We start from the raw sequence: 24,058 nt of genomic DNA on the forward strand, positions 1-24,058 counted from the left end.
CGTGCTTGCGGCGCCACAAGCGCTTAGGTGCGTGGCTTCAGATTTTCCGGGTCATAGATCGGCTTGTATCCGACGCTGACAACCTCCACCGGATAGCTCTCGGCAAAATACTCGACATTCAGCCTGCGTCCGACTTGGCAATGCGACCAGGGCAAATAGGCCAAAGCAATGTTCTTTCCGACCGTCGGGCCGTAGGCGATCGAGGTCGTGTAGGACCGACGGCCAAGCTCGTCGACCAGAACCTCTCCCGTGGCGGGTTCGACAACCGGCAGGTTGCCGAGGGGATAACGCTTCACGCCCGATTTGTCGGTATTCTCGGTCATGACAAGCGTGCAGAGCATGGCCGGCTGGTGCTCACGCGCCTTGTATTCCAGATGTTTCGCCTTGCCGCAGAAATCGGCTTCCTTGACCTTCGGACGGGCGAGATCGGCTTCGATCAGGTTGTACTGGGTCAGGAGGTCGGCGTTCTGCAGGCGCAGGCTCTTTTCCATGCGGCGCGAGTTTGCATAGGTCTCCACGCCGAAGGCCATCACACCGGTCGAGCGCAGCGCATCCCAGACGGCGAGGCCGTCTTCGTACTTCATGTGCAGTTCCCAGCCCTGCTCGCCGACATAGGAGATGCGGAAGGCGGTGACGGGCTTGCCGGCGATTTCGATCGGCTTGATTGCCGCAAAGGCGAAGTTTTCCTGATCGAGCCCGGCCGGATCGGCCACAACCCTCTTCAGCGTGTCGCGCGCATTCGGACCCCAGATGCCGATCGTCACGAATTTTTCCGAGACGTCGGTGATGATCACGTCAAGGCCGCGGTCTTCGGCGACGCGCTTCATATAGTGCAGGTCGCGCGGGCCGGCATCGGCGCCGTTGACGAGCCGGCAGCGGTCGGCCATGCGGAAGACGGTGAAGTCAGCGCGCACCATGCCTTCGTCGTCGAGGAAGTGGGTGTAAACGCCCTTGCCGATGTTTGCATCGCCGCCGACCTTGGCGGCGCACAGCCATTCCATCAGTTCGACATGGTCGGGTCCCTCGATATCGACCATGTGGAAGTGGCTGAGGTTGACGATGCCGCAATCCTCGCTCATCGCCAGATGCTCGGCATTCGACACGCGCCAGAAATGGCGGCTGTCCCATTCGTTCTCGCGAACCGGGACGCGGTCGGCGTATTTCTCCAGAAGGTGCTCGTTGGCGGCGTAGCCGTGGGCACGCTCCCAGCCGCCAAGTTCCATGAAGTAGCCACCAAGCTCCTTTTCGCGCTCGTAGAAGGGCGAGCGCTTGGCGTTGCGGGCGGAGGCATAGGGTTCGCGGGTGTGAACGGCCGGGAAATAGATCTTCTGGGCGGCTTCGAAGCACCGGCCCTCGATGAACTCTTCGGTCAACTGATGCGGATAGAAGCGGGCGTAATCGATGCTGTTGTGATCGATTTCAGTACGGCCATCGGTCATCCAGTCGGCGATGAGCTTGCCATAGCCCGGGCCGTCCTTGACCCAGATGGCAACGCAATACCAGAGACCCCTGACCTTCTGGCTCTCGCCGCAGGATGCGCCGCCGCCGGCGGAAACCTGCAGCAGGCCGTTGAAGGAGTGACCTTCGTTATAGCCGAGTTCGCCGAGGATCGGCGTCAGTTCCATGGCGCGCTCGAGCGGCTCGATGATCTGTTCCATCTCGAGATCACGCTGCGACGGTGAAAGGCGCGCTTCGTGTTTTTCGAGAATATCGCGCGGATGGCACATGCGCGGGTTGGTGGCTTCGTAATAGCCCCACTCGATCTGGCCGCCCTCGGTCGTCGCCGGGTCGCCGGTATCGCGCATATAGGCGGAGTTGCCCTGGTCGCGCAGCAACGGGAAGCCGATTTCCTTGCCGGTGCCTTCAAACTCGTTATAGGGACCGAAGAAGGTGAGCGGGTGGTCGACCGGCATGACCGGCAGGTCTTCGCCGACCATCTCCGCGATCAGGCGCCCCCAGAGGCCGGCGCAGACGATGACGTGGTCGGCCATGATCGTGCCGCGATGGGTGACGACACCCTTGATGCGGCCGCCTTCAACGATCAGCGATTTCGCCGGCGTGTTGCCGAACACCTGCAGCTTGCCGGCCTTTTCGGCGGCATCGACGAGCTTGCCGGCAACGGTCTGCGAGCGCGGAATGACGAGGCCGGCATCCGGATCGTAAAGACCGCCCATCACCTGATCTTCCTCGATCAGCGGGAACTTCTCCTTGATCTCGGAGGGGCTGACATAATGGGCGCGGGTGCCGAAAGCGCGTGCCGAGGATAGCTTGCGCTTGATTTCTTCCATCCAGGCATGGTCGCCGGTGCGCGCCACTTCGAGGCCGCCGATGCGGGCGTAATGGCCCATCTTCTCGTAGAAATCGATCGAATATTGCGTGGTCCAGACCGACAGATAGTCGTGGCTCGTGGTGTAACAGAAGTCCGAGGCATGGGCTGTCGAGCCGATATCGGTCGGTATGCCCGACTTGTCGATGCCGACGATATCGTCCCATCCGCGCTCGACGAGATGATGCGCGATCGAGGCGCCGACGATACCGCCGAGGCCGATGATGACGACCTTTGCCTTTTCCGGAAATGCTGCCACGTGCTGTTCCTTCTACTTATCCGACGAATTAAAATTTAGCCGCGGTTGACTTACGCCTCGCGCGTGAAATGCAGGAGCCATGTCAGCCTCGTAAACGTGTCACATTTACCGAAGCTGCGGAACCCCAGACCTCTTCGCATGGAAGCTGCAACGGGGGTATTATGCCTCAGGCTCCCGATCGTCATTGCTCCTACGCCGCCGAGTATCGGCGTGATTGCGTCAGCCCGGATCGAACGGTCAGGCAATGACTGGCGACGATCTTATACGGCGAGCCCTTGCAATTGGCGGACAGCCTACGGCGGCACCTGGAACAGATGACGGATTCGCGTCACCAGCGAGTTCATCGAGCCGCCGTTCAGCGTGGCGCCTTCGGTCGCCAGGGAGTGCTGGCCGGTCTCGATGCGGCGTGACAGGGTGGCGGCAAGCTCTTCGGCGATGCCGGGCCGATCGTGCAGGAGCGGCGTCAGGCTCGCTTGAGCGATTTCGTAGACCACGACGAAGGTGAGCGCGCGCAGGCTCGCCGCCTCGCCGATCCCGATCAGCAGTCCGCTTTCTCCGAAATAATCGCCCGGCGCCAGCCGGCCGAGTTCGATTTCCTTGCGGCCTTCCTGTCGTGTCGCGACGAGTGCGCCGCTGCGCACGATCATCAGCGATGCAACGGTATCGCCCTGTTCGATGAGGATGGAATCCTTCTTGTAGGTGCGCCGCGTCATCGAGGCTGCGAGCGTCTCCTTCTCGTCCTCGGTCAGCGAGGAAAACAGCGGGATGGCATCGAGGAGCTTGAGCGGCGTCGGCCGGTGCGGGTTTACCATCTCCTCTGACTGCACCTGGCCGGGTGGCGGGCCGGCCGCATCGATCGGCCGCGCCAAAGTGAGGCCCGCGGCCTTGAGATGGCGGTAGATGAGGTCGAAGATCTCGTTCTTCGCCGGCCCCGCCTGGCCGATATCCCTGACGCGGAAGGAAAGCTCCACCTCCACCGCATCGGCATTCAGCGATTTGATCTGCACACCGGGTTTCGGTTCGGTCAGGATCGAACCGCTGCTCAGCAGCACGGTGCGCATGACCTCGGCGATCACCGACGGTCCGGTCGTCGGAACGACCCGCACCGTCAGCGACACCCCATGGCTGCGGTCGGGACTGCTGAGATTGGTCAGCCCGACTTTGGCGAGGAAGCTGTTGGGGAGCACCACCAGGTCGTTCGAGCCGTTCAGGAGGTGTGTGGAGCGCCAATTGGTTTCGAGGACACGGCCTTCGACACCGTCGTTCAGCACGATCCAGTCGCCGATCGTATAAGGCCGGCCGAGATTGAGGGCGATGCCGGAAAAGACGTCGCTCAACGTGCTTTGCAACGCAAGGCCGAGGATGATGGCAAACACGCCGGACGTGGCGATCAGCGTGCCGACGGGAAAGCTGAAGACATAGGCGACCACCGAGAGGATGGCGCCGAGATAGATGAGGCCGATCACCAGATCCTGGACGAGGCGCCCCTCTCTCGGCTGACGCTCGAAGATCAGGAAGACGCGGACGAAGGCGATCAGCGCCCAGGCGGCATTGATCCACCAGACCACTTTGGCAAGGGCGATGAAGACCCGTTCGAAGGTCGAATTCGGCGTCGGCCCGACTTCGTAGGGCACGATGTCGTGATAGAGCAGCAGGACGCTCAGCGCCGCGAAGAAGAACACCTGGCCCGCGAGCTTCCAGCTTGGGAAGGGGCGAAGCGCTACTCGGGTGACGATGGCGCCGACGACGGCCAGCGTTCCGGCCTGTACGACAGGATCGGCAAGTACCCCGGACCAGGTGAGATTATCTATCATCGACATCAACTCGCGAGGGAAGATCGCGCTTCGTAGGACCGGCGCATCCTGGCCTCCAATCCGACTGCGAGGCAACCGTAGAATAACGCCAGCGCCCAGAGCGTCAGAAACGGGGTGCGGACGTCGCTGAGTGAGGCCCCGAGCTGCGAAACGGACACGATGCCGTTGATGGCTGAGCTGCTGGGAACCAGGAGCGCCAGATAATGCAGCGCCTTCGGCATCGCCTCGGTCGGCCAGGAAAAGCCGGCGAGAAACAGGAAGGGGATGCCGATCGCTGCAAACACCAGCTGGACTGTGAGGGGGCTGCGGAACAAAGCTGCGACGACCATGCCAAGCGCGCTGACGGAGACCACGAAGGGTAGCGAGAAAACGAAGATGACGAGAGGGTTCCCGAGTCTCGGAATATCGTAAAGATAAGGCAGGACGATCAGATAGAAAGGCAGTACCGCCGTCTGCAGGATAAGATAGGCAAGCAGTTTGCCGAGCACGGTCGCCAGCGCGCCGGCCGGCGAACTGGCTGGACCCTCGTCCCTGAGCGTTCCAAGCAAGCCGACCCCGATCAACAGTGTCTGTTGCAGGATGAGAACGAAGGCGGCGGGAAGAAGATAGGTGGCGTAGCCGCCCTGCGGGTTGAAGAGTGGGACTGTCGTCAGCGGCATCGGGTCGGAGGCCGCGGCGGCGATGGCGGGATCGACATGCGCGGCGATCAGCCGCGCGGTCTCGACCTCGACGCCGAAGGTCTTGGCGACGGCCGAAACGCCGCCGGCGATGCGCGAATAGATCAGGAAGTAACTGGCATCGGCATAAAGCGCCACGGGCGACTGGCGCCCATGCAGGAGATCGCGCTCGAAATATTTCGGGATGACGAGAATGCCATAGAGCTGACGGGCGAAGACCTCGCGCTCGGCGCTTGGCTCGTCGGGCAGCTCGGCACCGATGGCGACGTCGGCCGAGGCGTCGATGCGGCGGGCGAACTGGCGGCTGCTGTCGGTGCCGTCGAGATCGACGAGGGCGATCGGCACGTCGCGCAGGGCCTCGTTCCGATAGGGCTGAGGATAGAGGGCCGCGTAAATGCAGACTGCCAGAATGAGTACGGAAAATGCCGGCCGCAGCGACAGGATGCGCATGAGTTCGATTCGGCAGGCGGTGAGGAGGCCGATCATCGAGCCGCCTCCCGCAGTGCCGATGCCTGACGCCGGTTCCGGGATCTCATCGCTTCCAGCCGGAGCGCTGCGAGGGATGCAAGCAGGATGACGAAGAAAAGCAACACCAGGATCGGCTTCCACGACAGATCGAGTGGCGTGCCGCGGATTGTCTGGTCGATCCTTGCCATCAGATACCATGTGCCGGGGATCAACTGGCCGTAGTGATAGGCAAAGCCGTTCATGCCGATCCTCGGGAAACCGATGCCCATGAAGCCGAAGGCGGGCACGACGAACAGGGAGCCGATGCTGATTGCGCTTGCCATCGGCCGCAGAAGCAGCGCGAGCAGCACGCCGATGAACTGGTTCGCCAGGATGAACAGGGTGCCAGCCAGCAGCAGCAGCCAGCGATCACCGCGTAGCGGCATGTCGAGAAGGCCGAAGAGGACCAGGTCCGCAATGGCGAGCACCGCAAGAAAGATCAGCGTATAGGGCAGGATCTTGCCTGCGAGCGCCGGCCACAGGCCGCCGCCGAGCCGCCGGAGAATTCGCAGCCGGTGGCGGGTCTCGACGTCGAGTCCGAGCGAATAGGCCATCGTCGTGACGATCACCACCTGCAGTATGCTGGGCATCAGGGCGGCAAGGAGGAAATGAGCATAGTTGAGGCTGGGGTTGAAGAGCGGGTTCACCTGGACCGGAACGGGGGCGAGAGCGGCCTGAGCGGCATCGACAGGCTCTCCCTGGGCGGTGCGCAGCGACAATCTGATGCCCGCAGCCACGCTCGGAATGGCGGAATTGATGCCGCGCAGCACCAGATTTCCCGTTGTCATCGTCTGGGTATTGTAGAAGAACACCACCTCCGGCCGCCGGGCGGAGAGGACGTCGCGCTCGAGATTGCGTGGCAGCAGGAGCAGGCCGTGGACCTCGCCGGAGAGGATGAGCTGGCGCCCTTCGGCGAGGTCGCTGACGGCAAGCGCGACCGATGTGTCCTGGGTCGCGTCGACCATCCGTATGATCCGCCGCGACAGATCGGTACTGTCTTGGTCGAGCACGGCAATCGACAGGCGGGTGGCCAGCCCCGCACTGAAAACGGCAGCGAGAAGGCCCATCAGCAGCAACGGCAGAGCGGTCGTCAGGAACAGCAGAAACGGCCGGCGGCGAAACCAGTTGAACTCCCGTGCGAAGACGAGGAGGAAACCTGGGCGCACGCGCGGGCGCGGCGTCATCTCAACGCTCCGACCAGGCGGCGATGGCGCTCATGCCGGGGCGCAGGCCGTCCACGGATTTTACAGGGACGGCGCGCACCTCGAATGTCCGGAGATCGAAATCGCCGGTCGCCCGTGTCGCCCGCCAGGTGGCATATTGCCCCTGCGTATTGATCATGGTGACCTTGACCGCGATCCTGTCCGGGCCGATCGCCGGTACGACGATGTCGAAACCGTCGTCGATCTTCAGGCCCTTCAGCAGGTCTTCGCGCAGATTGAAGGTGAACCAGGGATTCCGGATGTCGATGATCGAAAAGAGCGGTGCGCCGGCGCTGAAATTCTCGCCGAGTTCGGCAACCCTTGTTGTCACCTGACCGGAGATCGGCGCATGGATGGTCAGCTCGGAAACGTTGACCTGCTGCTGATTGAGCGAGGCGCGCGCCTGCTCCACCTGCGCGGCGGCAAGCGCCTTCTCCTCTTTGCTGGAGCCGGCAACGGCCAGCCGCACATTGGCCTCGGCGGATTCCCGCTTGCGGATCGCCGCTTCGAGATTGCGGGCCGTTTGGTCGACCTGCGCCTGTGTCGAGGCGCCTGTGGTAATCAGCCTTGCCTGGCGCGTAGATTCTTCCTGATAGAGCGTGACATCGGCAGTCGCGGCGGCAAGCTCGGCATTCGCAGCATCGATCGTCTCAGGGCGTGTGCTGTTGACGCGGGTAAGATCCGCCTCGGAAACAGCAAGGGCGGCTTGAGCCATGTGCAGCGCCGCTGTCAGCTCCGGGCTTTCGAGCTCGGCGATCACCGTGCTGGCCTCGACATTATCGCCGACGTCGACAATGAGTTTGGCGATGCGGCCGGAGACACGCGGGCTGATGTCGACGCGGTTGGCGGAGACCTCCCCCTGGACGACCAGCGGCGGCGGGCGGGTCGCAAACCAGAGCAGAATGCCGAGAGCTGCAAGAACCGCTATAACAATGACCGGTCGGAGAATTTTGGTCGCTGTCATCGAATATTCCTTAAGAAAATTCCATACCGTCGCGACGTCTGCCCGGGCAGAGCGAGGAGCCTGAAAGCAACATTGCCGTTCGCTCAATCGATGTCAAACCGTGATGCGGCAATAGACGGCGCCCTCCGCTTTTCGGGGCGATCGAACTTTCCGATGCCGGTATACATGCCGGTCGTGCAGAGCTCCATCAGCTTGGCGCTGTATGTGTAAATGCAGCGGAGAGGATCACGGCGCTGAAATTGCTTTGAGCCGGTCGATGTCCACGAGCACGATGTCGTCGGAAACAGGCTCGCGATTGTGCAGGCGGAACCATTCCACCGCTTCGCGCACACGGTCTCCGTGCGGCGATGGATAGGCGCCAAGTCCGAGAACCCATTCGCGCACGGTCTCGCGCTCCATCCGTCCGGCCCGGTATCGGTCGCTGACGGTTTTTGCCGAGGCGACGAGATCATTGATGCTTTTCACGAATTTTCCTTAATGGACAGACGGCTCGTCATCTTCGAGAAACGATCGAAGGCCGTCCCGCGCAACGACGGCCAGGAATTCGTCAAACGCTTCCCGGTCGGTGGCAAATGGCTCGTCCCAACGGATCAGATCCTCGCCTTGCGTGACGACTTCCATCGTCCAGTCTTCATTGCTGCCGGATGTGCGGAAGATATCGACGAGCACGGTGATCCCGTCATCGGTGAATTCTCCGGCCAGTTCCGAGTGTTCGAGCTTCTGCTTCTTTGTCATCATTCAGCCACCCGCACCAGGCGGTGCGTCGTTTTCGAGATATTCTTCATATTGAACCGTTTCGGTCTCGTTGGTGTCGATCGAATTTGCACGTTTTGCAAGGCGAACGCCGGCTCCTCCACCGTTTTCAGGGATGAACACGACGCCGCCGCCTTCCAGGGCGTGCTTCATATCCTGGAGGGTTCGGTCATAGGGAGAGCGTTTGCCGGCCTCGAAATTGGCGATCGTCGCCTTGGCGACGTTTGCGGCTGACGAGAGATCGTCCTGCGACCAGGCCAAGAGGGCGCGGGCGGCGCGGCATTGAGCGGAAGATAGAGACATAATGATAACCCTACATCAAAAGTGTGTTTCTGCCTCGGGGAGATTCCGGACCAGGCAATGACGAAACACGCGCAGGGCCTCATGAGTTCGTTTTCTCGCGCAAGTTGAGATCTCCGGTAGACACGTCGTTTTCGATGAAATCTCCCGGAAACTTTCGACCTCTAATACGGCCGCGCGTCCGGTGAAAGGGAAGGTGATTGACGGAATATTATTAAAGCCTAATTTTGAAGACCCTTAATCACGCGCTCGGGAGGAAACAATGCGTGAGCCAGATATGCAGAAACTCGATGCACTCGTCGGCCGGCTTGTCGGCGATGTCGGCGCCGCCATGTCGGGCGCCTTGGTCGTGCTGGGCGACAAGGTGGGGCTGTTCAAGGCGATGGCCGACGGAACGCCGATGACCGTCCAGCAGCTCTCTGCAAAAACCGGAGTGAAGGAGCGCTATGTCAGGGAATGGCTCAGCGCCCAGGCAGCAGCGGACTATGTCAGCTATGACGAAAAAACCGATCGTTTCAGCCTGACGCCGGAGCAGGCGATGGTCTTTGCCGAGGAAAACAGCCCGGCCTTCTTCGTCGGCGCCTTCGAGGTCGTGCAATCGATGTGGATGGACGAGCCCAAGGTCGCCGACGCCTTCCGCACCGGCAAGGGTCTCGGCTGGCATGAGCACAGCACCTGTCTGTTCAGGGGAACCGAGCGGTTCTTTCGTCCAGGCTATAACAGCCATCTCGTCGCCGAATGGATTCCAGCCCTTGCCGGGGTGGAAGAAAAGCTCAAGGCCGGCGCCAGTGTCGCCGACGTCGGTTGCGGTCACGGGGCATCGACCATCCTGATGGCGCAGGCCTATCCCGCCTCCCGCTTTACCGGCTTCGATTATCACGGCCCGTCGATCGAAAAGGCCAGGGCCGCCGCCGAGGATGCCGGCGTCGCCGACCGTGTGACGTTCGAGCAGGCCCGAGCAGCGGAATTTCCCGGGCGCGGTTATGACATGGTTGCCATGTTCGACTGCCTTCACGACATGGGCGATCCGGTCGGCGCCGGCCAGCACGTCAAGGAAACGCTCGGGCCGAACGGCACGTGGCTGATCGTCGAGCCCTTTGCCCATGACCATCTCAAGGACAATCTCAATCCCGTCGGCCGCGTCTATTACGGCGCCTCGACGATGATCTGCACGCCGGCATCGCTCTCGCAGGAGGTGGGGCTGGGGCTTGGCGCGCAGGCAGGCGAAATGAAGCTTCGAAAGGTGGCGCTCGACGCCGGGTTCACGCATTTCCGTCGTGCGACGGAAACGCCGTTCAACATGGTGTTCGAGGTGCGGGCCTGACGGAATTGGCCTAGCTGGCGGCCGCTATCGCAGCTTGCCGATGCTGGCATACATGCCGGTGGTGCGGAATTCCGTCGGGTTGGTGCCGTAGACCCGGCGGAAGACCTTGGAGAAATAGTTCGGATCCTCGAAGCCGCACATGATGGCGACTTCCTTGACCGGCAGAAAGTCCGCCTTGGTCAGAAGCTTGACGGCGCGCTGCAGCCGCTGCTGCAGCACGAATTCGGCCGGCGGCATGCCCTCGCTCTCGGCGAAGCTGCGGGAGAAATGCGCGCGGCTGAGGCCGACGATGCCGGCGAGGTCGCTGACCGGCAGCGGCTTTTCGAGATTGGCATTGATATGGTCGATCACCGGCTGCATCAGGCTGAGCTCGGCGGCAAACGCCGGCGAGCCGAAGACGTCGTCGTAGAGCGCCATCGCCGCTTCATAGGCAATCGCCGAGGCAGCCCCCGGCGACGTCGCACCGGTGACGAGGCGCAGGCTGCAATCGGCGAGATGATCGATGGTCGAAGGCTGCAGTTTCAGCACCGGCCCGGCGGTGGACAGCACCATTTGGTGGATGCGCAGCGTTTCCTCGCCATTCATCGAAATCCAGAAATATTCCCAGCGGTCGCCCTTCTCCAGCCAGTATCGATGATTGTGCGGCACCAGCACCAGCAGTGTGTCGCCACCCTGAAGACGATAATTGCGGTTCTGGTAGCGCAGCCGGCCGGTGCCGCTGATCGTGTGCTGCAGCACGGTGAAGGGGGTCTGGCCGCGCCTTCGGCCATCCCAGTCATAGGGCTCGTTCTCGCGCACTTCATAGCCGGAGCTCGTCGGCATCGCATGCAATCGCTCCCGGCCGCGGGGCAGCGAAACCGTTCTCATCGACTGTCCGTTGGCAATCAAATTATGCAGCACAAAATTACCCCTGAAAGCATAATCCTTCTCTGGTGGCCCTGCTGAATTCGGGCATAATCCCGCTCGACAAACAGGGAAGAGACCACGGCCGATAGAGCGGTCGGGAGGAAAACAAGCATTTTCTTGGCTTTTTCAACCCCATGTTCCAGCATGCGGGCTGATCCTCCATAGCCGTCTTTTCTGTAGCATTTGATTGGGTCGAGGTGAAGATCATGAGTTTCAAAATCGCTATCATCGGTGCGGGCAGCGTCGGTTTCACCAAGAAGCTGTTCACCGACATTTTGTGCGTTCCGGAGTTTCGCGACGTCGAATTCGCGCTGACCGATCTCAGCGAGCATAATCTCGAGATGATCAAGGCGATCCTCGACCGCATCGTCGAAGCGAACGGATTGCCGACCAAGGTGACGGCGACGACCGACCGGCGCCAGGCGCTGTCCGGCGCCCGTTACATCATCAGCTGCGTCAGGGTCGGCGGGCTCGAGGCCTATGCAGACGATATCAGAATTCCGCTGAAATACGGCATCGATCAATGTGTCGGCGATACGATCTGCGCCGGCGGCATTCTCTACGGCCAGCGCAACATCCCGGTTATTCTCGACTTCTGCAAGGACATCAGGGAAGTCGCCGAGCCCGGCGCGAAATTCCTCAACTATGCCAATCCGATGGCGATGAACACCTGGGCGGCGATCGAATACGGCAAGGTCGATACCGTCGGCCTCTGCCACGGCGTCCAGCATGGCGCCGAACAGATTGCCGAGGTGCTTGGCGCCAAATCGCTTGGTGAGCTCGACTATGTCTGCTCCGGCATCAACCACCAGACCTGGTTCATCGACCTGCGCCTCAACGGCCGCAGGATCGGCAAGGACGAGCTGGTTGCCGCCTTCGAGGCGCATCCGGTCTTTTCGCAGCAGGAGAAACTGCGCATCGACGTGCTGAAGCGTTTCGGCGTCTATTCCACCGAGAGCAACGGCCACCTTTCGGAATACCTGCCCTGGTACCGCAAGCGGCCGGAGGAAATCACCCGCTGGATCGACATGTCCGACTGGATCCATGGCGAGACCGGCGGTTATCTCCGCCATTCCACCGAAACCCGCAACTGGTTCGAGACGGAATTCCCGCAATTCCTGGAATCCGCCGCAAAGCCGCTCGACACCACCAAGCGCTCGAACGAACATGCCAGCCACATTCTCGAGGCGCTGGAAACGAACCGGGTCTATCGCGGCCATTTCAACGTCAAGAACAACGGCGTCATCACCAACCTGCCATCCGATGCGATCATCGAATCGCCTGGCTTCGTCGATCGCTTCGGCATCAACATGGTTTCGGGCGTCACCCTGCCGGAAGCCTGTGCTGCCACCTGCATCGCCTCGATCAACGTGCAGCGCATGTCGGTGCATGCCGCGATATCGGGCGACATCGACCTCTTGAAGCTTGCCGTGCTGCACGACCCGCTGGTCGGCGCCGTGTCGACGCCCGAGGAAGTCTGGCAGATGGTCGACGAAATGGTCGTTGCCCAGGCGCGCTGGCTGCCGCAATATGCCGATGCCGTGCCGGCCGCCAAGGAGCGGCTGTCGAAATCCAAGGTGCAGACCCGCGACTGGGCGGGTGCTGCACGCCGCAACGTTCGCTCGATCGAAGAGCTGCGCGCGGAAAAGGCGGCGCTGAAACAGGCCGTCTGATTTTCGTGAAAGAGGGGTCGCCATGGATTTCCGGGAGGGAAATCCTTGGGCCGCCGGCCCGCTTTCACGCCGTTTGAGGAAAAGGAGCCGCGTGCCCCGCGCTCCGGAACAAGAGGGAGAAACGATAATGAAATTCCGCAACCTTGGCATTCTGGCCGGACTGGCGCTTGGCGTCTCAGTCCTGGCGCTGAATGCATACGCCTCCGAGGCCACCGTTCCGCCGGCGCCGGCGAACTTCCCGGCCGAAGGCAAGATCAAATATGTGGCGCGCGACTCCATCCTGGAGTTCAAGGCGCTGCCCGAATATCACGAGCCCGACTGGGTCACGAAGAATTTCGTTGCCGCCGGCAAGCTGCCGCCGGTCAAGGATCGCCTCCCGAAGGAGCCGATGGTCTTCAAGACAGGCAATATGCCCGACGGCATCGGTGTCTACGGCGATACGATGCGCCATGTCATCGGCGGCCGGCCGGAAGGCTGGAACTACGGCGCCGGCCAGACGCAGGGCTGGGGCGGCATCGATATCGGTCTTTCCGAATGCCTGACGCGCACCGCACCGCTGTTCCAGGTGGAAGCCAAGGACACTGAGCCGCTACCGAACCTTGCCAAGAGCTGGGATTGGTCTGAAGACGGCCACAAGCTGACCATGCACCTGGTCGAGGGCGCCAAATGGTCGGACGGTGCGCCGTTCAACGCCGACGACATCATGTTCTATTGGGATGACGAAGTCGTCGATCCGAACGTCTCGCCGCTCGGCGGCGGTGCCTCGCCTGAGGCTTTCGGTGTCGGCACGACGCTGAAGAAAATCGACGATTACACCGTCGAATGGACCTTCAAGGAAGCTTTCCCGAAGCAATATCTCTACACGATGTCCTACCCGAACTTCTGCCCGGGTCCATCGCATATCCTCAAACCGCAGCATCCGAAATATTCGAAGAACACCTACGACCAGTTCAAGAACGCCTTCCCGCCCGAGTTCATGAACATGCCGGTCATGGGCGCCTGGGTGCCGGTGGAATATCGTTCCGACGATATCATCGTCATGCGCCGCAACCCCTATTACTGGAAGGTCGACGAGAAGGGCAATCAGCTGCCCTATCTGAACGAGCTGCACTATAAGCTCTCGACCTGGGCCGACCGCGACGTTCAGGCCGTGGCCGGGGCCGCCGATATCTCCAACCTCGAGCAGCCGGAAAACTTCGTCGCGTCGCTGAAGCGCGCCGCAGAAAAGACCGCGCCGGCCCGCCTGGCTTTCGGTCCGCGCCTCATCGGCTATAACTTGCGCATGAACTTCTCCGCCAACGGCTGGGGCAACCCGGACGAACGCGGCCAGGCGATCCGCGAGCTGAACCGCAACGAGGATTTCCGCAAGGCCGTCACCATGGCGCTCGATCGCAAGGCGATCGGCGACTCGCTGGTCAAGGGACCGTTCACCGCGATCTATGCGGGCGGGCTCTCCTCCGGCACCAGCTTTTACGACCGCAACTCCACCGTCTACTATCCCTTTGATCTCAAGGGCGCCAAGGCGGAACTCGCCAAGGCAGGCCTCAAGGATACCGATGGCAACGGCATCGTGAACTTCCCGGCCGGCACGCTCGGCGGCAAGGATGTCGAAATCGTCATGCTGATCAACAATCAGTACACGACCGACAAGAGCCTTGCCGAAGGTGTCGTCGCTCAGATGGAGAAGCTCGGTCTGAAGATCGTCATCAATGCGCTCGACGGCCCGAAGCGTGACGACGCGCATTATGGCGGCCGTTTCGACTGGCTGATCCAGCGCAACACGACGGAACTGTCGTCGGTGGTGCAGAATACCGAGCAGCTTGCGCCGATCGGTCCACGCACCAGCTGGCACCATCGCGCCGGCAAGGACGATCAGCTCGATCTGATGCCGTTCGAAAAGGAACTGAACGATGTCGTCGCCAAGTTCACGACCAGCCCGGACAATGATGCCCGCGTTGCGCTGATGAAACAGTACCAGAAGATCTCGACAGAGCACGTCAACACCGTGGGTCTGACGGAATATCCTGGCGCCCTGATCATCAACAAGCGGTTCTCGAATGTGCCGCAGGGCACGCCGATCTTCATGTTCAACTGGGCTGAAGATTCGGTGATCCGCGAACGCCTGTGGGTGGCCGCCGACAAGCAGGGCAAATACGAGCTGTTCCCAGAACAGCTGCCCGGCAAGCCTGGCGACAAGGGCCCTGTTAAGAACTAGTTCCCTCCCAGCTGAAGCGAGATTCAGGCCGCGCGTGGCGCGCGGCCTGATATGACCAACAAGCCGGCCGCGCTGACAAGGAGCGACTGGCGGCAAGGAAAAGCGGACCGTCCGATGTTACGATTCCTGCTCGTGCGCATAGCTTCCGCGATCCCCGTCCTGTTCATTCTGAGCGTGGTGACTTTCGCGATCATCCAGGCCCCGCCCGGTGACTATGCCGATTATATAAGATCCCAGCTGATCAACCAGGGCGGCGCATCCTATGCCCAGGCCGAAGAGCAGGCCCAGGCCTACCGGGTCGAACACGGTTTGGATAAACCGATGGTCGTCCAATACGTCAACTGGATCGGCGGCATCGTCACCCGCGGGGATTTCGGCTACAGCATGTTCTACAACAAGCCGGTCGCCGACGTCGTCGCAGAGCGGCTGCCGCGGACCCTGCTTCTGGCGCTTGTCTGCCACATCCTCGCTTCGGTGCTCGGCATCGGCTTCGGCATCTGGGCGGCGACGCGGCAATACAGCTGGATCGACAGCACGCTTTCGGCGATTTCCTTCCTCGGCATGACGGTGCCGCGGTTCCTGATGGCGCTGATCATCGTCTATCTGCTGGTCTTCCAATTCAACGTTGCCGAAATCGGCAGTTTCTTCTCGCCGCAATATGGCGGAGCGCCTTGGTCGTGGGCGAAATTCGTCGATCTCGTCCATCATGTCTGGCCGGTCGTGGCGATCGCCACCTTCGGCGGGCTCGCCTACAATATGCGGGTGATGCGCGGCAATCTGCTCGACACGCTGAACGCCCAATATGTCGAGACGGCCAAGGCCAAGGGGCTTTCCGGCGCGGCGGTGGTGATGCGCCATGCGGTGCCCAATGCGCTTCATCCATTGGTAATGTACCAGGGCGTCGTGCTGCCCTACATGCTGACCGGCGAGATCGAAACCGCCATCATCTTCGCGCTGCCGACCGTCGGCCCGGCGATCGTCGGTTCGATGGCGATCGGCGACGTCTATGTCACCGCCACCTTCATGATGGTGCTGTCGGCGACGCTGATCGTCGGCAACATCATTGCCGACCTGCTGCTGGCGCTGCTCGACCCGCGTGTCCGCCAATTTCAAGGAGCCTGAGATGCTGGCTTTCGACTCCTCGCCGCCACCGCCGACAACGACCGAACCTTCGGTCAACAAGCCATCGCGTGGCCATGAGAGCTATATCGCCCTGGTCTGGCGCCGGCTGCGGCGTTCCTGGACCGGCATGGCCGGGCTTATCCTCGTCGGGCTGTTGCTCTTCATGGCGGTCTTTGCCGATTTCGTCGCGCCGATGGACCCCAAGGCGACCGATGTCGGCTTTGCGCCGCCGCAGATGATGAGCTTTCACGACAAGGACGGCAATTTCGTCTTCCAGCCGCGCGTCTATGGCCTGGCCGATTCCGATGCGCTCGACCCGGTCACCTTCCAGCCGATCGTCGGCGTCGATTACGACAATCCGCGGCTGCTCGGCTTCTTCGTCAAGGGCGCCGAATACCAGCTTTTCGGCCTGATCCCGGCTGACCGCCACTTCTTCGGCTCGACCGATGGCGAGCCGGTGCATTTCCTCGGCACCGACAAGTTCGGCCGCGATGTGCTGTCGCGCGCCATCATCGGCTCGCGCATCTCGCTGACCATCGCGCTCACCGTCGTCTTCATCGTCACCGTCATCGGCACGACCGTCGGCATGGTCTCCGGCTATTTCGGCGGCACCTTCGATGTCTGGCTGCAGCGCTTCGTCGAGCTGGTGCTCGCCTTTCCGCAATTGCCACTCTATCTGGCGCTGACCTCGCTGATCCCGGTGACGGCGCCGACCAATGTCTTCCTTGGTTTCGTCATCGTCGTGATGTCGGCGCTCGGCTGGGCGCAGATGTCGCGCGAGGTGCGCGGCAAGACCCTGGCGCTTGCCCGCATCGATTATGTCCGGGCGGCGATGGCCGTCGGCGCCACCGACCGGCGCATCATCCTGCAGCACATCTTCCCGAACGTGATGAGCCACGTCATCGTCGCGGTGACGCTCGCCATACCGAGCGTGGTGCTGCTGGAATCCTTCCTCGGCTTCCTCGGCTTTGCCGTCAAGCCGCCGCTGATCTCCTGGGGGCTGATGCTGCAGGATACCGCGACCTATTCTGTCATCGGCTCCTATCCCTGGATTCTCTCCCCCGTCGGCTTCGTGCTCGTCACCGTCTTCGCCTTCAATGCGCTGGGCGATGGACTGCGCGATGCAGTCGATCCCTATTGAGGTGATTGATATGGCTCTTGCACTGGTCAATTCCTTCGCCCCATCCGTCCGCCATGACCATGACGGCCGCTCGGACACACCGATCATCGACGCCCGCAATGTGGCGGTGAATTTCAAGGTCGAAGACGGCATGGTCGAAGCCGTCAAGGACGTCTCCTTCCAACTCTATCGCGGCGAGACGATCGCCATCGTCGGCGAATCCGGCTCCGGCAAATCGGTGACGGCGCGAACGGTGATGGGGCTGCTGTCGAAGCGCGCCGTGGTTTCGGAGAAATCGACGGTCGCCTATGACGGCAGCAATATCCTGACATTTTCCGAGCGGGCCCGCCGCAAGCTGCGCGGCGACCGCATCTCGATGATCTTCCAGGAGCCCATGAGCTCGCTGAACCCGATCTATACGATCGGCAGCCAGATCGTCGAGGCGATCCGCGTCCATCGCCGGATCAGCAAGCGGGATGCGCAGAAGCGGGCGCTCGAACTGCTCGAACATGTGCAGATCCCCGATCCGGTCGCGCGGCTGATGCAATATCCGCATCAGCTCTCCGGCGGCCAGCGCCAGCGCGTGATGATCGCCATGGCGCTTGCCAACGATCCTGATGTGCTGATCGCCGACGAGCCGACGACGGCGCTCGATGTCACCGTGCAGGCGCAGATCCTCAACCTGATCCGCAACCTGCAGAAGGAAATGGGGATGGCCGTCATCCTCATCACCCACGACCTGACCGTCGTGCGGCAGTTTTCCGATTACGTCTATGTGATGCAGCATGGCGAAGTGCGCGAGCACAACGTGACCGAAGCGCTGTTTGCCAATCCGCAGCACGCCTATACAAAACATCTGCTTGCCTCCGAGCCGCGTGGTGAGGCCAATCCGCTGCCGGAGGGATCGGATGTCATCCTCGATGCCAAGGGCGTGCGCGTCGGCTTCATGATGCGCCACGGCACTTTCTTCAAGCCGGCACTGCGCGAGCTTGTCGCCGTCGACAGCCTCGATCTGACGCTGCGCCGCCACGAGACGCTCGGCCTCGTCGGCGAATCCGGCTCCGGCAAGACCACCTTCGGCCAGGCGATCCTGCGGCTGAACACGCCACAGGCCGGCGAGATCCATTTCGACCATCAGCCGATCCACGGGCTTTCCCGGGCCGAGATGCGGCCCTTGCGGGCCCGCATGCAGGTGGTGTTCCAGGACCCGTTCTCCTCGCTCAACCCGCGCATGACGATCGGCCAGATCATCGAGGAAGGCCTCGTCGTCAACCGGCTGGGCGCCACCAGGGCCGAACGGCAGGACCGGGTGCGCGAGGCGCTGATCGCCGCCGGCATGCCCGGCAATATCCTCTCGCGTTTCCCGCATGAATTTTCCGGCGGCCAGCGCCAGCGCATCGCCATTGCCCGCGCCGTCGCGCTGGAGCCGGAATTCATCCTGCTCGACGAGCCGACATCCGCCCTCGACCTCTCGGTCCAGGCGCAGATCATCGAACTGCTGCGCAAGCTGCAGGACGAGCGGGGTCTCAGCTACCTCTTCATCTCCCACGACCTCAAGGTCGTGCGAGCGCTCTGCCATCGCGTCATCGTCATGCAGCATGGCAAGATCGTCGAAGAGGGGCCCGTCAACGAAGTTCTCACCCATCCCAAGACCGCCTACACCGAACGGCTCGTCAAGGCCGCTTTCGAGGTAGCATGATTATCGAATGCCGGAGGCTATAATGGCAGGAAATCCCAAAATCACCTTCATCGGAGCAGGCTCGACCGTCTTCATGAAGAACATCGTCGGCGACGTGTTGCAGCGTCCGGCACTTTCGGGCGCGACGATCGCGCTGATGGATCTCAATCCGCAGCGGCTCGAGGAAAGCGCTATCGTCGTCAACAAGCTGATCTCGACGCTCGGCGTCAAGGCCAAGGCCGAGACCTATTCCGACCAGCGCAAGGCGCTTGCCGGCGCCGATTTCGTCGTCGTCGCCTTCCAGATCGGCGGTTATGAACCCTGCACCGTCACCGATTTCGAAGTGCCGAAGAAATACGGATTGCGCCAGACGATCGCCGACACGCTCGGCGTCGGCGGCATCATGCGCGGGCTTCGCACCGTGCCGCATCTCTGGAAGGTCTGCGAGGACATGCTCGCCATCTGCCCCGAGGCGATCATGCTGCAATATGTCAACCCGATGGCGATCAACACCTGGGCGATATCGGAGAAATACCCCACCATCCGCCAAGTCGGCCTCTGCCATTCGGTGCAGGGCACGGCGATGGAGCTGGCCCACGATCTCGACATTCCCTACGAGGAGATCCGTTATCGCGCGGCCGGCATCAACCACATGGCCTTCTATCTCAAATTCGAGCATCGCCAGGCCGATGGTTCCTACCGCAACCTCTATCCCGATCTGCTGCGCGCCTATCGCGAGGGCAGGGCGCCGAAGCCCGGCTGGAACCCGCGCTGCCCGAACAAGGTGCGCTACGAAATGCTGACGCGTCTTGGCTATTTCGTTACCGAAAGCTCGGAGCATTTTGCCGAATACACGCCCTATTTCATCAAGGAGGGTCGCGAGGACCTGATCGAGAAGTTCGGCATTCCGCTTGATGAATATCCAAAACGCTGCATCGAGCAGATCGAGCGCTGGAAGGGCCAGGCGGAGGCCTATCGCAGCGCCGACAAGATCGAGGTTCAGCCGTCGAAGGAATATGCTTCCTCGATCATCAACTCGGTCTGGACCGGCGAACCCTCGGTGATCTACGGCAATGTCCGCAACAATGGCTGCATCACTTCGCTGCCGAATAATTGCGCCGCCGAAGTGCCCTGCCTGGTCGATGCCTCCGGCATCCAGCCGACCTTCATCGGCGACCTGCCGCCGCAGCTGACCGCGCTGATCCGCACCAATATCAACGTCCAGGAACTGACGGTGCAGGCGCTGATGACCGAAAATCCCGAGCACATCTACCACGCCGCGATGATGGACCCACATACGGCAGCCGAACTCGACCTCGACCAGATCTGGTCGCTGGTCGACGACCTGCTCGCCACCCACGGCAACTGGCTGCCCGAATGGGCCCGCACATCCAGTAAAGTCAAGGCTGCCTGACCTACTCTCCCTGGTCAGGCGTCAAAGAGCCCCGCGGTGTTGCAACAACCGCGGGGTTTTTTGCGGACGCCGGGTACAGCGACCGGTTGAGGAACCGACGGCGACGCGCTGTGGCGATCTGATCGCGTATCCGACGCGGTGCGCCTGGGAATGCGGTTCATGGGGCCGACATCAAGGACCGCACGACGTCGCCAGGAAGGGCTTCACGGCCAACGGTCAGGTCGACGGCACGACTGGAAAATCAAGCAATCAAGGGAATTTAGGGAGATTTGGCTGGGGAAGCTAGATTCTCACATGATTTCAATGGCGTAGCGAAAAACCTTATAATTCCCTATGTTTTCCCGCCGCGAGCGACCGTGGATGCCACCTTTGAGCCCCGGCTTTGGGCCTCAGTCAACCCCTCGGTCGATCGGCAATAATTTCCGCTCACGTTGCGGTGGCGCAGCCATAAAGCGCCCGTGCGGGAAGAGGTAGCAAAGTCGACCGGTCGGGCGTGCCGCTGCCCACAATTCTGCTGCGCGGGGCCGGCGGCCGGGCCGATCAGGAATTCAACAAGGCTTACGCTTTTTGTCGGAATTCTGATGGATTGGCGCGGCGCGGCGGGTTCGATCTCAAGCTCTGCCGCCATCGCTCGGCAATGGCTTTCGATCGAAAGACCGATCCGCTCGGCAGCCAAAGACTGGCGGCGAAGCGGTCGGCGGATGATCGGGCGTTTCCTCATACATCGAAGGCTGGGTTTCGCGGGCGCGTGACCTTGGCATTTGCTATGATGACCGACCGCGAACAAAATCTACCGCTACTTCCGGGATGCCCGAGAAATTCAAAGGCAATGCCGATTTCCCCCGCGCAACATCCTGTCGCGGACCAGCGCGGGCGGACAGCGTGGTTTCATTTGCTCATGGGTTTTGGATCGATACGCGCCAGCAGGGATTCGATGTCCCAGCGATCTTTTTCCGTCTCCTTTGCAATCGCGATGAGGCGCTCCATCGGCGTGTGCTTGCGCAGATCCTCGATCAGCGCCAGCAGTTCGTCGCGCAGCGCCGCCAGGGCCGATGGCAGACACAGGCTCATGTCGGCCGAGGGGTTGGCCTGGGCATGCGCCTTGCCCGCCGGACCGACAAAGGCGAGGCCGAGGATGGTGTGGCCGGGATAGGTCTGCGCCATCCATTCGAGATGGTCATGACCCTGCGAAATGTCTTTCTTGAAATAGGTCGCCGGATCATTTTTGTCCGTCTTCAATTCGAAACCGAACTGGCGCGGATTCGCGTAATCGCGCCACAACACGTCGGGTCCGGTGTCTCCGTCATTGTCGGGCCTTGTCGCGGTGAAGCCGAGTAGCTCCCCGAGGGCACGGACGCCGGCTTCCGCCTGCCTAGGATCGCCGTCATCGATGAGCGCGAGTGCCTGCGCGAGCTTTTTCCACCTCCGCTTCGAACTTGTTGCCGTGGTTGTATGAGTTTCCCAGATAATGCTAGGAGCGCTTAGTTTAGTCGTTCGATTTGTCGCGCCTTGAGTGAGAGCTTTGCGAGCGCAATGCGCTTTCGAAAGGCAGCCTATTCGTCGAGGTAGCGTTCGGTCAACCGCGCCCACATGGCAGCACCTGCCGTCGGACTTTCGTCCGCGAAGTCATATTCGGCGCTATGCAGGATCGCCGAGTTGACACCATTACCGAGACGCAGAAAGGCGCCAGGTTTGTGCTCGAGGAAATGTGAGAAGTCTTCACTGTCGGGTATGAGAGGGCAGGTCGTCACCTTGTCACTCATCAATGCGCTCGCCGAGCGCGGCGTCGAGGCCGCCCATGGCGGTGGTCTTTGCGCCTGGATCCCAGTGTCCTCGGAACCATTTGCGCTGGTCACGCTCGCGGCGAGGGGCATCGCGGTTCATCCGGGAGCGAAATTCTCGGTTCTGCCGAGTAGCCACCTGCGTGTGGCGACCGCCAATTTGACCGATCGCTGCCAGGAAGTCGCCGACGGAATTGCGCTCGCGGCCGTGCATCGGTGATGGGGCGTTTTTCGCCGGGGGAGCGGCCGGTGGCGAGTTCCATCTTGCGAGGCACCATTATGCGCAAGACTCCGATAACCGCGATCCGTGTCCCAAGCGCAACTTTATCAGCGATCTGTCCGCGCCCTTCTGCTCGCCATCCGTACTGTCGAAAGCTTCTCGTCCGGCACTTGGTCGGTCGAGGTCGATCCAGCAATATCGCCAAGGCTGCGAAGTTCGACCCCGCCTGGCCAAGGCGCGTTTCCGGTTTACCCGCAAGATCAATAGGGTCGGTCATGCCATGTTGGAGAGCGCCTATCGGCACTTTCCCAAAGCAGGAATTTGGCTGGTCTCACCTAAGCGGGCCTGGCGCCAGGTTAATCGTCAATGCTTTGAACCCATTGCCGAGGTAAGCAAGACTCTTTCGGCGCTTAGCTGGCGATAAAGCGCGTTGAGTTCAGCGTGCCTTATCTCCTTGATATTCGGCGACGCCATTTCGGCATCCAGTTTTTTAAGGTGCAGGTCGATTTCTGCTGATCTTTCGGCGTTACCGTCCGACGATTTAAATTCGATCATGGGTATCTCCTTTGAGAGTGAGTTAGTCTTTCGGCGGGGATTTTCACCCGCGAAGATTTGTGGGCGATAGCCACTTGTGAACGGTTAGTGGGGGAATTTGCTCGGGTCTTGGCCCTGCTCGTTGTCGCTGAGATGTATCACCTGCAATCGGCTGATCCTTAGGGCTTTGAGCAACGCTGATTTCTCATCCTGCCCCCCTTTTTCCGTGGCCACAATCTTAGTGAACGCAATCTCGGTAAAGGCAGTCTTCTCGGCGGGAAACATGCGAATTGTTCGGCGGATCGGTGCTGCTTCATCGGAAGGCATAGAAAAACTCCTTGGTTGAGATGAGGTCTGCGTCGAAACAGAACCAACATCGGTTAGGCAGACTTGCTCGGTGCCTGAAGCAGTCGCGCGTCGTTCAGCGAGGGTGGATCAGTGCGACGTAAGCGATGAAGGCTAGGCTGAAAGCAGGGGCCGACTTGATCAGGAATTCGATGTATCGAAACCGGCTAAGATAGACTGATGTGCTCTTCCATAAATAGAGCATTGATGTCTTGGACATTGGAGCCTTTCCTGATGGTTGGAAGAGAGCAAGCTGGCGGTGTCGACCAAGGTCTTGGGAACGCAGTGTGAAACTGCTAAAGCACGGAACGGCGAAGGGTAGGCCCATCTCACCTACAGCCATGCCGAGCGCGCGGGTGTCCACGTTGAACCAAAATCTGCTTATGCATATTCACACACCCATGGTGAGAAGTCAGTCACGTAGGGCGTTAATGCGCGGTCTGCAGATTGCCACGGGGCAAACCGCGGATAGCAGATTGATGATGCGCGATGCTGAGAGGGATGATTGTCTTTTCCGAGCGGCCCAACCGGTACTCAAACGCTCCGCCAGGCTCAAAATCGAAAGCCTAGCAGCGGTGCCTGCGGAAGCGCACTTCCCGACGAATGTTGCGATCCATGGCCGTCAGGAACCGAAGGGAAATGTTGGAAGACATAACGTCCTCCTTTCAGTCGGGGCTAGGGTATGGTGACCCTAAAACAGCAGCGCCCTGAACATGGCTTACTGAAGTTCGGACCGTGCGCCTCTTGAGGCGGCAAAGCAAATGAAAAGAATGCGTGCCGACTAGGGGATTTTGCATCGCTAGCCAGACTGATACCGGATATTGGTCCGCCGGCTGGAAGTTTCTCAAAGACACGATCAGAGGGCGTGCTATGCCTAAGGAGCGATCAACAGTTGTTTCGTTTTGCATAGCGGATTGTCCGCTT

The 24,058-nt window shown here is 61.1% G+C and carries 20 protein-coding genes and 2 pseudogenes; 8 read left to right on the top strand and 14 right to left on the bottom strand.

Annotated elements, in window-relative coordinates; translation table 11 throughout:
• Positions 1-23: 23 nt before the first annotated feature.
• The 8 genes from HJB83_RS10840 to HJB83_RS10880 form a co-directional block, all read right to left on the bottom strand.
• Complete coding sequence (locus tag HJB83_RS10840) at positions 24-2,585, bottom strand: FAD-dependent oxidoreductase (protein ID WP_221131847.1); 2,562 nt, start codon at positions 2,583-2,585, stop codon at positions 24-26.
• A 293-nt stretch (positions 2,586-2,878) separates the two neighbouring features.
• The gene (locus HJB83_RS10850; RefSeq protein WP_221131848.1) at positions 2,879-4,399 is read right to left on the bottom strand and encodes a mechanosensitive ion channel family protein; all 1,521 of its coding nucleotides are present in this window, start codon (positions 4,397-4,399) and stop codon (positions 2,879-2,881) included.
• Between the two features lie 5 nt (positions 4,400-4,404).
• Complete coding sequence (locus HJB83_RS10855) at positions 4,405-5,562, bottom strand: ABC transporter permease (protein WP_207585523.1); 1,158 nt, start codon at positions 5,560-5,562, stop codon at positions 4,405-4,407.
• Complete coding sequence (locus HJB83_RS10860) at positions 5,559-6,767, bottom strand: ABC transporter permease (protein WP_207585524.1); 1,209 nt, start codon at positions 6,765-6,767, stop codon at positions 5,559-5,561. Before HJB83_RS10860 ends, HJB83_RS10855 begins: the two co-directional genes overlap by 4 nt.
• Position 6,768: 1 nt before the next feature.
• Positions 6,769-7,749, bottom strand: coding sequence for an HlyD family secretion protein (locus HJB83_RS10865; RefSeq protein ID WP_221131849.1), 981 nt, complete (start codon positions 7,747-7,749; stop codon positions 6,769-6,771).
• Between the two features lie 225 nt (positions 7,750-7,974).
• On the bottom strand, positions 7,975-8,214 hold the full coding sequence (locus HJB83_RS10870; RefSeq protein ID WP_164012659.1) for a hypothetical protein: 240 nt from the start codon (positions 8,212-8,214) through the stop codon (positions 7,975-7,977).
• A gap of 9 nt (positions 8,215-8,223) precedes the next feature.
• The gene (locus tag HJB83_RS10875; protein WP_164012736.1) at positions 8,224-8,484 is read right to left on the bottom strand and encodes a hypothetical protein; all 261 of its coding nucleotides are present in this window, start codon (positions 8,482-8,484) and stop codon (positions 8,224-8,226) included.
• 3 nt (positions 8,485-8,487) lie between these two features.
• A complete protein-coding gene (locus HJB83_RS10880; RefSeq protein WP_207585525.1) occupies positions 8,488-8,805 on the bottom strand; it encodes a helix-turn-helix transcriptional regulator in 318 nt (105 codons plus the stop codon).
• Between the two features lie 259 nt (positions 8,806-9,064).
• On the opposite strand from HJB83_RS10880, the gene HJB83_RS10885 reads away from it, so the two are divergent.
• Positions 9,065-10,126: a class I SAM-dependent methyltransferase gene (locus HJB83_RS10885; RefSeq protein ID WP_207585526.1), complete on the top strand. Its 1,062-nt coding sequence runs from the start codon at positions 9,065-9,067 to the stop codon at positions 10,124-10,126.
• A gap of 24 nt (positions 10,127-10,150) precedes the next feature.
• Here HJB83_RS10885 and HJB83_RS10890 read toward each other — a convergent pair whose 3' ends face one another.
• Complete coding sequence (locus tag HJB83_RS10890; RefSeq protein WP_207585624.1) at positions 10,151-10,993, bottom strand: AraC family transcriptional regulator; 843 nt, start codon at positions 10,991-10,993, stop codon at positions 10,151-10,153.
• A gap of 245 nt (positions 10,994-11,238) precedes the next feature.
• Between HJB83_RS10890 and HJB83_RS10895 the strand changes: the two genes are divergently transcribed.
• The 6 genes from HJB83_RS10895 to HJB83_RS10920 all read left to right on the top strand — a co-directional run bounded on the left by HJB83_RS10895 (position 11,239) and on the right by HJB83_RS10920 (position 20,254).
• A complete protein-coding gene (locus tag HJB83_RS10895) occupies positions 11,239-12,705 on the top strand; it encodes an alpha-glucosidase/alpha-galactosidase (protein WP_221115641.1) in 1,467 nt (488 codons plus the stop codon).
• 124 nt (positions 12,706-12,829) lie between these two features.
• On the top strand, positions 12,830-14,920 hold the full coding sequence (locus tag HJB83_RS10900; RefSeq protein WP_221131951.1) for an ABC transporter substrate-binding protein: 2,091 nt from the start codon (positions 12,830-12,832) through the stop codon (positions 14,918-14,920).
• Positions 14,921-15,034: 114 nt separating this feature from the next.
• A complete protein-coding gene (locus HJB83_RS10905) occupies positions 15,035-16,042 on the top strand; it encodes an ABC transporter permease (protein ID WP_207585529.1) in 1,008 nt (335 codons plus the stop codon).
• Position 16,043: 1 nt separating this feature from the next.
• Entirely contained in the window at positions 16,044-17,183 is a 1,140-nt protein-coding gene (locus HJB83_RS10910) for an ABC transporter permease (RefSeq protein WP_221115642.1), read from the top strand.
• A gap of 10 nt (positions 17,184-17,193) precedes the next feature.
• Positions 17,194-18,861, top strand: a complete 1,668-nt coding sequence (locus HJB83_RS10915) for an ABC transporter ATP-binding protein (RefSeq protein ID WP_221131850.1) — start codon at positions 17,194-17,196, stop codon at positions 18,859-18,861.
• A gap of 22 nt (positions 18,862-18,883) precedes the next feature.
• Positions 18,884-20,254 carry an alpha-glucosidase/alpha-galactosidase gene (locus tag HJB83_RS10920; RefSeq protein WP_221131851.1) on the top strand — a complete coding sequence of 457 codons (1,371 nt, stop codon included), beginning with the start codon at positions 18,884-18,886 and terminating at the stop codon, positions 20,252-20,254.
• Positions 20,255-21,142: 888 nt separating this feature from the next.
• Here HJB83_RS10920 and HJB83_RS10925 read toward each other — a convergent pair.
• Positions 21,143-21,844, bottom strand: a complete 702-nt coding sequence (locus HJB83_RS10925; RefSeq protein ID WP_221131852.1) for a hypothetical protein — start codon at positions 21,842-21,844, stop codon at positions 21,143-21,145.
• Positions 21,808-22,011, bottom strand: a pseudogene (locus HJB83_RS10930) (amidohydrolase); the annotation flags it as partial. The gene HJB83_RS10925 and the pseudogene HJB83_RS10930, both read right to left, overlap by 37 nt.
• On the opposite strand from HJB83_RS10930, the pseudogene HJB83_RS10935 reads away from it, so the two are divergent.
• Positions 22,010-22,255 (top strand): annotated as a pseudogene (locus HJB83_RS10935) (GntR family transcriptional regulator); the annotation flags it as partial. The pseudogenes HJB83_RS10930 and HJB83_RS10935 overlap by 2 nt on opposite strands.
• Before the next feature lie 363 nt (positions 22,256-22,618).
• Here HJB83_RS10935 and HJB83_RS10940 read toward each other — a convergent pair.
• From HJB83_RS10940 to HJB83_RS10950, 3 genes are all read right to left on the bottom strand, one after another.
• Complete coding sequence (locus HJB83_RS10940) at positions 22,619-22,810, bottom strand: hypothetical protein (protein WP_207585534.1); 192 nt, start codon at positions 22,808-22,810, stop codon at positions 22,619-22,621.
• Between the two features lie 84 nt (positions 22,811-22,894).
• A complete protein-coding gene (locus HJB83_RS10945) occupies positions 22,895-23,116 on the bottom strand; it encodes a hypothetical protein (protein WP_207585535.1) in 222 nt (73 codons plus the stop codon).
• Positions 23,117-23,210: 94 nt separating this feature from the next.
• On the bottom strand, positions 23,211-23,354 hold the full coding sequence (locus HJB83_RS10950) for a hypothetical protein (protein WP_207585536.1): 144 nt from the start codon (positions 23,352-23,354) through the stop codon (positions 23,211-23,213).
• Positions 23,355-24,058: the final 704 nt, after the last annotated feature.

The sequence above is a fragment of the Rhizobium sp. NZLR11 genome (genome assembly GCF_019685115.1).
Lineage (GTDB): Bacteria > Pseudomonadota > Alphaproteobacteria > Rhizobiales > Rhizobiaceae > Rhizobium.